This window comes from Halovivax cerinus (assembly GCF_024498195.1).
Classification (GTDB): Archaea; Halobacteriota; Halobacteria; order Halobacteriales; family Natrialbaceae; genus Halovivax; species Halovivax cerinus.
In genome coordinates this window covers 1858504-1870337 of sequence record NZ_CP101824.1, presented here as the reverse complement: position 1 = coordinate 1870337, position 11834 = coordinate 1858504, and the positions used below count along the sequence as shown (strand labels likewise).

Annotated in this window: 9 protein-coding genes; 4 read left to right on the top strand and 5 right to left on the bottom strand. The window is 64.9% G+C overall.

The window, feature by feature from the left end; translation table 11 throughout:
• Positions 1-109 precede the first annotated feature (109 nt).
• Entirely contained in the window at positions 110-859 is a 750-nt protein-coding gene (locus tag NO366_RS08615; RefSeq protein ID WP_256533919.1) for a class I SAM-dependent methyltransferase, read from the top strand.
• 26 nt (positions 860-885) lie between these two features.
• On the opposite strand, the gene NO366_RS18735 is transcribed toward NO366_RS08615, so the two are convergent.
• Both NO366_RS18735 and NO366_RS08610 read right to left on the bottom strand, forming a co-directional pair.
• Entirely contained in the window at positions 886-984 is a 99-nt protein-coding gene (locus NO366_RS18735) for a DUF8061 domain-containing protein (protein ID WP_484496877.1), read from the bottom strand.
• Positions 985-1032: 48 nt separating this feature from the next.
• The gene (locus NO366_RS08610; RefSeq protein WP_256533918.1) at positions 1033-2028 is read right to left on the bottom strand and encodes a radical SAM protein; all 996 of its coding nucleotides are present in this window, start codon (positions 2026-2028) and stop codon (positions 1033-1035) included.
• A gap of 722 nt (positions 2029-2750) precedes the next feature.
• Here NO366_RS08610 and NO366_RS08605 point away from each other — a divergent pair.
• From NO366_RS08605 to NO366_RS08595, 3 genes are all read left to right on the top strand, one after another.
• Positions 2751-4181 carry a PAS domain S-box protein gene (locus NO366_RS08605; RefSeq protein WP_382273972.1) on the top strand — a complete coding sequence of 477 codons (1431 nt, stop codon included), beginning with the start codon at positions 2751-2753 and terminating at the stop codon, positions 4179-4181.
• 151 nt (positions 4182-4332) lie between these two features.
• A complete protein-coding gene (locus NO366_RS08600; protein WP_256533916.1) occupies positions 4333-5439 on the top strand; it encodes a DUF373 family protein in 1107 nt (368 codons plus the stop codon).
• A 121-nt stretch (positions 5440-5560) separates the two neighbouring features.
• Complete coding sequence (locus NO366_RS08595; RefSeq protein ID WP_256533915.1) at positions 5561-6889, top strand: hemolysin family protein; 1329 nt, start codon at positions 5561-5563, stop codon at positions 6887-6889.
• Positions 6890-6925: 36 nt separating this feature from the next.
• Here the strand turns inward: NO366_RS08595 and NO366_RS08590 are convergent, their stop codons facing one another.
• From NO366_RS08590 to NO366_RS08580, 3 genes are all read right to left on the bottom strand, one after another.
• A complete protein-coding gene (locus NO366_RS08590; RefSeq protein WP_256533914.1) occupies positions 6926-7768 on the bottom strand; it encodes a polyprenyl synthetase family protein in 843 nt (280 codons plus the stop codon).
• A 255-nt stretch (positions 7769-8023) separates the two neighbouring features.
• A complete protein-coding gene (locus tag NO366_RS08585; RefSeq protein WP_256533913.1) occupies positions 8024-10405 on the bottom strand; it encodes a methyl-accepting chemotaxis protein in 2382 nt (793 codons plus the stop codon).
• Positions 10398-11678 (bottom strand): ABC transporter substrate-binding protein, encoded by a 1281-nt coding sequence (locus NO366_RS08580; protein WP_256533912.1) that lies wholly within the window; start codon positions 11676-11678, stop codon positions 10398-10400. The genes NO366_RS08585 and NO366_RS08580 overlap by 8 nt, the downstream gene beginning before the upstream one ends.
• Between the last annotated feature and the right edge of the window lie 156 nt (positions 11679-11834).

Genomic DNA, 11834 nt, shown 5'->3' with positions numbered 1-11834 from the left:
GGAGATCCACACGCCGGCGGGGCGACGTATTGCCGGGCCGGCCACCACCTCGAACGGGTTCGGGAGAACTCGCCGAAATGTATTACTCGGTAACAGTACGAATTGAGGTATGCATCCTGCAAAGGAACATTTCGACGACTGGGCCGGCATCTACGACGACTACTACGCCGATCAGGAGATCGGCGATCGAGAGTTCTACGTCGAACTCGCCCGGGAGGCTGACGGTCCCGTCCTCGAGGTCGGCTGCGGAACCGGCCGGATCTACCTCGAATTGCTCCATGCTGACGTCGATGCGTACGGGATCGACGTCTCCAGAGAAATGCTCGACGTCCTCCGAGAGCGAGCCGAAGACATCGACGGCTCGCCACACGTCCGCCAGGCGGACGTCACCGACTTCCAACCGGAACGCAACTACGCCCTCGTCATCGTCCCGTTCCGCGCGTTCCTCCACGTTATACGCCTCGAGGATCAACAGGCAGCACTTCGAACACTCCGTGAGGCGCTCGCCCCAGGCGGACGACTCGTACTCAACTTCTTTACCCCAGACATCGACTGGATCGCCGAGCGCTACGGCGAACCGCAGACGGAAGTGCTCGAGCGAGACGGCCAGACGTACCAGATCACCACGCTCGCCGAGCTCGAAGATGCCGTCGAGTGGATCGTCAGGGAGCGCCGAACCGTCGAACACGACGGCACGGTTGTCAGCGAATCGGCGTACCGGCTCAAGCTGGTTACGAAACGCGAGTTCGAGCTCCTGTGCGAAACGACCGGCTGGTCCGACTGGACGGTGTACGCCGGGTTCGATGGCGAACCGCTCGAGCGCGGGGGTCAGGAACAGGTGTGGATAGTCGAGAAGTAGGTCGTTTTGCTCGCGTCGAAGGGTGCCTACACCAGCGGCGTCCGTTCCACCACCTGGCCGTCGTAGGTCGGATACTGCTCGACGATCTGCGCGCACCTTTTTGTCGTCGGGGTCGCTCCGCTCACCCTCCTCCAAAAATCTGCACCAAAAAAGGCCGCTCGCTTCGCTCGCGGTCAAGCCAAGGGCGTCCGTTCCACAACCTGGCCGTCGTAGGTCGGATACTGCTCGACGATTTCGCCGTCCGTGAGGTCGCCTTCGTCGATCATCTCCTCTAGGAGCCACCAGGCGACCTCGACGTGTTCGGACTTGACGGTGTAGAACTCCTCGGGGACGCCGAGGGCGTCGAAGCGTTCCGGATCGGCCCGTGTCTTACCGTAGACGAGGGTACCGTCGTCGGTGACGTCGTCGAACTCGCGTCGAATCTGGCGGGCCATGCGCTTGAGGCGTCGACGGTGCTGGGCGGCGTCTTTGAAGACTGACGTACAGAAGTAGACCTTCTCGTGGTCGCCCATCACGTCGAGGATCTCCTCGCGCGAACCGTCGACGGCACTCATGTGGTCCTCCTTGAGTTCGAACCCTTCTTCCTGCATCCGGCGGTAGTTCCCCTGGGACATCTCGAACTCGTTTACGTTACAGAAGTCGGCGGCGCCTTCGTCCAGAAAGTCGAGAAATTCCGTCTCGGGTCGAATACCGGGGATCTCGAAGGCGGGCGTGAGACCTTCCTCACGGGCGACGTGGAGGATGTCCTCCCACTCCGTGCCGTGGAGGTCGCCCCACAGTTCGAGCGGTGGGTGAAAACGGATTTCGTCCAGGCCGGCCTCAGAGAGACGGCGCATGTTCTCGCGGCCGCCGGGGATGCCGGTGTAGAGGTGCGTGTGATGATCCTCGCCGAATTCGTCTTTCAACAGCGAGAGGTAGTGGCAGGTCCGCTCTAAGGCCTCCTGGGGTTCGCCGCCGGTGATCGAGGTTCCGAGGGCGTCCATCCGGTGGGCCTCTTCTATGACGTCGTCGTCGGACTCGACGAGGCGTTCGTTGGCGTAGACGTCGGTGACGTTCTTGCGATTCTCGCCGAGCGGGCAGTAAAAGCAGTCGCGCTGGTCGCAGTAGCCGTAGACGAACAGCACCATCTTGCCGCCGTTGGCGCACTGCTCGCAGCCCTTCGAGATCATTCAGTGGGCGAGATTGCGTCCCGACGGGCAAAAACGACTCGGATTGTGGTTGTCGAGGGTGTCTGCCCTCGGACGAGCAACGCGGTCAGGTCGGAGACGGTTCCGTTTCCGTCGGACGCGAACTCGGCGGTTTCGAGCCACGACACTCGGCCGAACTCGGGAGTCGAGGATAGCGGTCGGCACAGTGGCGCTCGAACGAGAAACCCCCGGACTGTCGAGACGTTCGGTCGGCCTGAAACTTTTTGGGACGAGAGACCCTCTCCGAACAGCATGCGTGAGCCGCTCCGGGTGAACTGGGTGGGTGACGAACCGCGAGCCGTGTCTGAGACGCGGGCCGCGATCGAGGCGGCGTCACCGCCGCTCGACCTGACCGTCGGGTCCCTCGACGACTGGCAGGCGGGATCGGTGGGGGCGGTTCACGGGCGGCCAGACTGCCTCGTCGTCGAGTGCGACGGCCACGAACTCGCCGGCCTGATCTCCGACGGGGTCGGTGCCGTCCCCACGATCGCCACTATCCCCGACGACGGAGACGACTCCGCGGCGCTCGCCACGGGGCCGCTGACGTCTTCCGACGCGAGACGGTCCGAGCGACGCCGGCGCTCGTCGCGCGACGGATCGGATCGGTCGTCGACGCGAACGCGACACGGCCGCCGTCGACCGAGTCGGTCGAGTCGACCCGGCTGCGGCGATACCGGACGGTCGTCGAACGGGCCGTCGATCCGATGTACGTGCTCGACTCGACCGGCAGGTGCGTTCTCGCCAACGACGCGCTGGCCAGCTTTTCGGGGTACGACCGCGAGGATCTCGTCGGATCGCACGCCAGTTCGTTCGTGGGACGGGACGACTTCGAGCGAGCGAGTGAACTGCTCTCCGCGCTCGAGACGGGCGACGAGGCGCCCGACAGGTTCGAGTTTACCCTGGAAACGGGGGACGGAGACGAGCGCGTCGGTGAGGCCACCGTCGCGCCGGTACCGGCTGGCGATCGCGTACTCGGGTCGGTCGGGGTGGTACGAGACGTCTCGGAACGGGCACAGCGAACGCGAGAACTCGCCCGCTATCGGACGATCGTCGAGACAGCACCGATCGGCCTCTTCGCCCTCGACGAGACCGGGACGATCACCTGGGCGAACGACGAGTTCGTCGCGCCGTTCTCGGAGGCGGCCGACGAGATCGTCGGCGAGCCCTTCCAGACGTTCGTCGAGCGGGGCTACTTCGACCCCCAGGAGACCGACTCCTACGTCGAGCGTGTCCGCACACTGCTCAGTGACGACACTGACGTCTCGGAGATCACACACGAACCGAAACTTCACACGCGCGACTGCGAGACGAAGATCTACCGCGCGACACTGGCGTTGTTGCCGCTCGACGACGGGGCGTTTACGGGCACCGTCAACGCGTTCCGCGAGATCACCGACGAACGCCGATACCAGCACGAACTGGAGCGACAGAACGACCGGCTCGAGCAGTTCGCCAGCCTGGTGAGCCACGACCTCCGGAATCCCCTCAACGTCGCACAGGGGCACGCAGAACTCCTCGAAGACGCCGTCGAGCACGATTCGGCCGCCGAGATATCGTGGGCGCTCGATCGAATGGCGAGGCTGATCGACGATCTGTTGACACTCGCCAGACAGGGCGACACCGTCGGAGACGTCGAGCGGGTCGACCTCGAGGCCGTCGTCGACGAGGCGTGGGCCGTCGTCGAGGGACCGGTCGAGCTGCGTCGCGACGTCTCCGGGACCCTATCGGCCGATCGAAGCAGACTGTGCGAGCTCTTTACGAACCTGTTTCGAAACGTCGTCGAGCACGCTATCACCGACGATCGCGGCCCGACCGACCGCGACTCGTCCGCGGTGGAAGACGCCGACCGGTCGAGGGACGAGTCGGCACGGGAGATTCGTGTCGGCTGGCTCGAATCGGGGTCGAACCGACCAACGGGGTCACCCGGGTTCTTCGTCGAGGACGACGGCCCAGGCCTCCCCGACGCGGACGTTCTCGACGCAGGGGTGACGACCGAGCCGGACGGAACTGGAATCGGCCTCGCCATCGTCGGGGAGATCGTCCAGGCACACGGGTGGACCCTGACGGTCGGCGAAAGTACATCGGGCGGCGCGCGGTTCGAGATCGATGGCGTCGACTCGGCTCGACCGGTGTAGCCGGAGTGCGACTCGGCTCGGTCGGTACAGCCGGAACGGTACCGCGACTCCAGCGATACCCGAACGGTCGCGCCGCGGTCGCGATCCGTACCCCTAACCCGGTTCGACGATCCCCGAAGACGGATATAGCCGGCTTTCGTACAGCCACCCGATGCTGCTGGTCCTCTGCGTCGACCTGGACGACGACCTCGGCCGCAAGACCGGCTTTACCACGCCGGTTATCGGACGCGAACCGGTGGAGGAGGCCGCCGTTGCACTGGCGACCGCCGATCCCGAGGACTCGGATGCGAACGTGATCTTCCAGGGGCTGCACGTCTACGACGAAATCGACGCCCGTGGAGAGAGCGTCGAAGTCGCCGCCGTGACCGGAAACGAGGAGGGTGAAGTCAGCGCGAGTCGCGAGATCGGAGACGAGGTCGATACGGTGCTCGCGAGTCTCTCGACCGGCGAGGACGTCACGACCGTCGTCGTCACGGACGGGGCGCAGGACGAATCCGTCCTCCCAGTGATCCGCGCCCGCGTGCCGGTCGACGGCGTCCGCCGGGTCGTCGTCCGACAGGCACAGAACTTGGAGTCGATGTACTACACCATCAAGCAGGTCATGGCCGATCCGGAAACCCGCGGGACCATCCTGATCCCGCTCGGCATCCTGCTACTCATCTATCCGCTCGCCCTCGTCGGCGCGCTGTTGGAGTACCCGGGACTCGTCATCGGTTCCGTCTCGACCCTGCTCGGTCTCTACCTCATCTCGCGGGGGCTCGGTCTAGGCGAGTACGTCGACGGCGCCGCCGAGAGCCTCCGCCGGTCGCTCTACGCGGGGCGGATGACGATCATCGCGTACGTGGTCGCGATCGCCCTCCTCGTCCTGGGGAGCCAGAGCGGAATCGAGACGATACGAACCGTCGGATCGGACCAGAACGCCGTCTCGCTGCCGGTCGGGGCTGCCGCCTTCCTCTACGGGTCGATTCAGTGGTACGGGGCCGCCGCACTCACGACTAGCCTCGGCCAGCTCACCGACGCGTACATCGGGGGCAGACTGGAGTGGCGCTACCTCAACGCACCGTTCTACGTGATCGCGATGGCCGTCGTCCTCTTCGCCGTGAGCGGGTTCTTCATCGGCCGCACGTCGGTCACGGCCCTCGCGACGGCGCTGACGGGTGGAACCCTCCTCGCCATCCTGAGTACGCTCACCTTCGCGATCGTCGAATCCCGCGTCGTCGCCGACGCATCGCAACGAACGATGGACGTCGGCGAGTAAGATCCGGAACCGACCGCTCCGACGAACCGTCGACGCACACGAAAAGGGTTAGGAGGTCGGTACGTCCATCTACCGGTATGACCGACGCACCGACCCGACGGATCGGATCCGGGTGGAACGGATGGTAGACATCGCCGTCTCCCTCGGCCGATTTGGAATCGCACTGATTCTGGTAGCACTGAACGGGTTCTTCGTCGCCGCAGAGTTCGCGCTCGTTCGAATCCGACCGAGTGTGGTGGATCGTCTCGTCGACGAGGGTCGAACCGGGGCCGGGATCCTAGACGAGGCGATGGAGAATCTCGACAACTACCTCGCCGTCACGCAGCTGGGCATCACGCTCGCCTCGCTCGGGCTCGGCTGGGCCGGCGAACCGGCCGTCGCCGCACTCATCGAACCGATCCTCGGAGAGCTCCTGCCCGCCGGCACGGTCCACCTCGTCTCGTTCGCCATCGCGTTCTCGATCATCACGTTCTTACACGTCGTATTCGGCGAACTCGCCCCCAAGACGTTCGCCATCGCCGAGACGGAACGGATCGCCCTCTTCGTCGCGCTCCCGATGAAGATGAGTTACTACGTCCTGTACCCCGGTATCGTCGTCTTCAACGGTGCGGCCAACGGCTTCACGAGCCTACTCGGGGTCCCGCCGGCCTCCGAGAGCGAGGAGACGTTCACGGAAGAGGAGCTGCTCGCCATCCTCTCGCAGTCGGGTCGAAAAGGTCACGTCGATCCGGACGAAGTCGAGATGATCCACCGCGTGTTCGACCTCGACGACGTCAGCGTCCGCGAGATCATGATCCCCGCACCAGACGTCGCCAGCCTCGACGCCGACGACGACCTGGCGGCCATGCGACGGACGGTCGTCGAGATCGGCCACACACGATACCCCGTCCTCGACGAGGACGGCGACGCTGACGGAATCGTCGGCTTCGTCGACGCGAAGGACATCGTGCGCATCATGGAACCAGACGCGGCCACCCCGGAGACGACTGCCAGGGAACTCGCCCGCGATCTCCCCGTCGTCCCGGAGACGGCCCGCGTCACCGACGTGCTCGCGCAGTTCCAGACAGAGGGACGACAACTGGCGGCCGTCGTCGACGAGTGGGGCGCCTTCGAGGGAATCGTCACCGTCGAAGACGTCGTCGAGGTCGTCGTCGGTGACATCCGCGACGAGTTCGACGAACACGAGCCCTCGATCCGGGAGCGCTCTGACGGGACGTACGTCGTCGACGGAGGCGTCACCGTGACGGCCCTCAACGACCGCCTCGACACGGAGATCGCGGCGGACAAAGTCGATACCGTGGGCGGCACCGTGCTCGAACGACTGGGCCAGGTACCGGACGTCGGCGACGACGTCACCGTCGGCGACCGCACCCTCACCGTCGACGCCGTCGACGGGAACCGGATCACCTCGGTGATCGTCAGCCCCGGCGAGACGACGGACTCCGACTGACGGCACGGCGACACGAATCGAGTTCCCGCGCCGCGGTCACTGTTCTCGCTCGACGACGAACTCGGCGAGTTCGAGGAGATACGCCCGCGCGTCCCGGTCGACGGGTTCGACGCGTTCGAGTGCGTCGATAGCCAGGTCGACCTGTTCGCGCGCACGCTCGTTCGCGGCGTCCGGCGAAAGGTCGGTCACCTGCAACAGCGAAGGGCGATCGAGCGAGGCGTCACGCCCGGTCGGTTTTCCGAGTGTTTCCGGGTCGGCGACGGCGTCCAGGACGTCGTCGCGGATCTGGAACGCGACACCGACGCGCTCTGCGTACTCCCCGAGGGCGTCGACGGTCTCGGGGTCCGCATCGGCGGCTATCGCACCGAGAGCGGCGGCCGCCCGAAAGAGTGCGCCCGTCTTTCGCCGGGCCAGCGTCATGTACTCGGCCTCGGTCGACGGCGTCGCGACGAGTTCCATCGCCTCCCCCTCGCCCAGTTCGACCATCGCCGCCGTCACCGTTCGCATGGCCGTCGGATCGGCGGAGAACAGGGCGAACGCCTCGCCGAGTAACCCGTCGCTGGTGACGATGGCGGCGTCGTGTCCGAACGCACTCCAGGCGCTTGGCGAATCGCGCCTGATCGGCGACCGGTCGATGATGTCGTCGACCACCAGCGACGCCGTGTGAACGAGTTCGATCCCGACGGCGAAGTCGAGCGCGTCGGCCGGCGTTCCGCCGACCAGTTCACACGAGAGGACCGTCACCATTGGACGGACTCGCTTGCCGCCGACGAGCGCCGTGTCGGATACACGATCGCGAAGGGCCGGCGGTTCGACGTTTGTCACGGCCGCCTCGAGCCGATCGTCGATCAGTGCTTGCCGGCGGACTGGGCGCTCCATTACCGGGTAGTGGGATGGGACGAAAAAGTACGTGACGAATGTCGGCGACCCGGGCAGTCGGCACGAGAGCCACCGACGCAGCCTACCTTCCCGACCGGTGCGGACGTGGACTGCCTGCCCGAAACGGGCCGGCGTGGACTACCTGCCCAAAATGTTCCGGCGTGGACTGCCTGCCTGAAATGGGCCGACGTGGACTGCCGGCAACACGATGGTCGGCGCGATCGACAACCACGATCGACGACGCCGAGTCCTCGGTCAGGCGTCCGTCGAGTCGTCGAACGTGAAGTGTCCCGGTTCTTCGGCCTCTTCGGCGGGATCCCACGTCATCGAATCGGGATCATCCACGCTCGATTCGTCACCGGACGACGCGGATTCGTCAGCCGTCGTCTCAACGCCCTGCACGTCGATGTCGACGTCGGTGTCGAACCCGTCGAGAGCGCCACTCAGTTCCTCGGCCTGTGCAGACAGCGAGTCGGCCCGCTGGCTGACGGCGGTGATCGCCGAGGTCTGTTCTTGGGCCGCCGCAGCGACCTGCTGAGCTTCGTCCGACGTCTCTTCCGAAATCTCTGTCGCCGAGGAAACCATCACGACGACTTCCTCGGTCGAGGCGGCCTGTTCTTCCGTCGCCGCGGAGATTTCCTGGACGCCGTCGTTCGTCTCGGCCGCGTACGTGGCGACCTGTTCGAGCGCGCTCGCCGAGTTCTCGACGGAATCGACGTGTTCGGTCACCCGGTCGGCGGTCTGCTGAACCGCCTCGGAGACGCTTTCGGTCTCGGACTTGATACTGTCGAGGCGTTCTTCGACGTCCTCGGCCGCCTCCTTCGTCTCGGCGGCCAGTTGTTTGACCTCGTCAGCGACGACGGCGAAGCCGTCACCCGAGCCGCCGCCGTCCCCGCTTCGAGACGCCTCGATGTTGGCATTCAGCGCCAGCATGTTCGTCTCGCCAGCGAGCGTCGAGATGAACTCGATCAGTTCGTCGATCTGGGCCATCTCCGCCTCGAGTTGCTCGATCGCGGCGACCGCATCCGCCGAGTCGGCTTCGATCTCGCGCATCCCGTCGATCGCGTCCTGTGCAGCGTGGCGTCCCTCGGTACCCGTCTCGGCCGTCCGTTCGGCAACGTCCGCCACCTCGTTCGAAGAGGCGGCGATCTCCTCGGTCGTCGTCGAGAGCCCCTCCATCTCGCCAGCGACGGAGCGAAGGTTCTCGTGTTGTTTCTCGGCGCCGTCCGAGATCTCCTGAACCGAGCGACTCATCTGGCTAGAGGCAGACTTGACCTCCTCCGCACTCCCCGTGACGTCCTGACTGGCCTCGGCGACGATCCGCGAGAAGGCCTGGGCGCGCGCCGTCGTCTCCTCCAGGTCGGCGATCATGTCGTTGAAGGCACGGGCGATCTCGTTCATCGCCTCGTTCTCGCTCGACGGGTCGAGCCGGCGGGTGAGGTCACCCTCGGCGCAGTCGGCCATCACCGCACGATACCGTTCGGCCGTCGCCTCCAGGTGGCGATTCATCGCTTCGGTCTCGGCGCGAGCGTCTTCAGCGTCGTCACGGGCCGTCGTCGCCTCGTCGATCCGGGCTTTCAGCGACGTCCGCATGCTGTCGAAGCCCTCGAACAGCCGCCCGATCTCGTCGACCCGGTCGGTCTCCAGATCGACGTCCAGATCTCCGTCTTCCATGGCCGCTGCCCGGTCGCGAAGTCGGCTGAGTGGACGAACCGTCTGCCGGCCCAGAATCGCTCCCATCACCCCGAGTGAGACGAGACTCAGGGAGATCAGGATGAGGACGTTCCACCCGACCGAATTCGCGACACCGTATGCCTCTTCGGCCGGGACAGTCGTCACTGCAACCCACTCACTGTTGGGAACCGGGACGTACGCCGCAACCGGATCGCCAGTGTCATCCACGGTCGACTGGCCGGCCATCGCCGCGGCGAGTGACTGCTGATCGACGGTCATCTGCTGGGCCTCGTCTGTGGACTCGAACACTGGATCGCCGCTCGCATCGACGATGCGCGTCGAAGAAGCCGACGACGGCTGATGTAGCTGTTCGACGCGATACTCGAGCGTGCCGATGACGACGGCGACGCGGTCGGACCGCTCGTTGACCGGGCTCGCGAACGCCATCACCTGATCCTCGAGAACGTCGTCCTCGTAGGACGTCTCCGTGTGCCAGACGTCGTCGTCGAACGCGAGAGACGACGAGATGTCGGAACGGGCCCACGGTTCGTCGATCTCGTCGAGGGCGATTCCACGCTGGGACGGTGTCGTACTCGTGACGATCTCGTTCGTTTCCACGTCGACGTAGTGAATCGCGCGAACGTCGACCGACATTCGTGCCTGTTCCTCGACGATGTGGGCCTGTACCTCCTGAACGTCGCCCGACCGGAGCGACTCCGCGGCCGAAATCGTCCGTGTCTGGACGCCCATCGTCTCGACCCAGTCCCCGATCGAACTCGCTTGCAGTTCCGCCGTCGACTGTAGCTGTTCGTTCGAGTCCGCCCGCACCGTTTGATCGGCCTGTACGTAACTGACTCCACCCACGAGGCCGATAACGAGGACGACCGCGAGGATGGAGATGACGAACTTCGTTCGGTACCGTCGTCGGACGAACGACAGCACTAGTTGGTGTAGACTACCCATCAATGGTCACCGTCTCCAGTTGCGTTATCGCACCGTCTTCGAACGTCCAGTACTCGAAATTGGCCGCGGCGATGTCACCGTTCTCGTCGAATCGGACGCCGCTCGACGCGCCGACGTACTCGATCAGTTCGCCCTCCGCGGCGAGTTCGATCCCCCTCGCGAGATCGTCGGGCGGAATCCGCTCGCCGCTATCGTTCGTGACGGGTTCGATCGACGCCCCGATCGCCTCGCCGTCGTTCGTCCCGGCGAACGCGTTCGCGAGTAACAGGATCGCTGTCGCGTCGTAACTGTGGGCGTTGAACGGCGTACTGTCGGGGTCGGCTCCGTACTCGTCTTCGAACAACCGATCGAAGTATTCCTTGCCAGGACCCGCAGAGAGCGGTGCGGTCCCCCGGACGTGTTCGATCGAGTGGTCGACCCGCTCGGGAAGGCTCTCGTCTTTCATACCATCCGTCACGAGCACGGCGGGGTCAGCGCCACTGGCCTCGAGATCTCGAAGCAACTGGGCGCCGCTGTTCGTGTACCCGATCAACACGAGAACGTCCGGGTCCCCATCGACCGCTCGCGACAGTTCCGAGGAATACGAGACCGACTCTCCGTCCGCAGCCTGTTCGAACGGCACCTGTTGTGCCACCGTTCCACCGTGGTCGTGAGCGAACGACCGCTCGAACGCACGACTCAACTGGTACCCGTAATCGTTGTTGACGTACATCGTCGCTGCGCTGGCGTGTCCCTCAGCGGCCGCCTGATCGGCGAGGACAACCGCCTGGAGAGAATCCGAGACGGCCGTCCTGAACACCATACCGCCGTCGTTCAACGCCGTGATGGTCGGCGACGTGCTCGCCGGCGAACAGCTCACTGTCCGGTACGGGATGAGTACCTGCTGTGTCGCCTGTAACGTGACGTCGGAGCTCAGCGCGCCGTTGATCGCCGGATATCCCGCCTCGACGAGCGCTAGCGCCCTCCGGACTCCCACGGCCGGCGACGTCTCCGCGTCTGCCTCCTCGACGTCGAACTCGAGGGCGACGTCGGCCGATTCGAGTTGCGTTATCGGCAGGAGCCCCGCGTTGTGGATCGGTGTTCCGACGTGTTGCAGATCACCTGTAACCGAGTGCAACAGACCTAGTTTGATCGTTCGATCCAACCCACCGACCTCGTCCTCGCCAGTCCCGGACCCGATCACGGGAATACTGTCGAGACATCCCGACAGCCCGCCCAGACCACCTGCGGCCAACCCCGCCAGGTACGTTCGTCTCTTGTAGCGATCCACCATGAGGTACGGTTGAGATAGTACCATTATAATAACTCCGGAGATTGGTAATTCCGTGACACATTTGTCGGTTGAACCGACAGAATCGACACCCGAGCCCTATCTGCCGAGAATTCGGTACACAGCAACAGTAATCCCCGTTGTGTAATAATAGGAAAT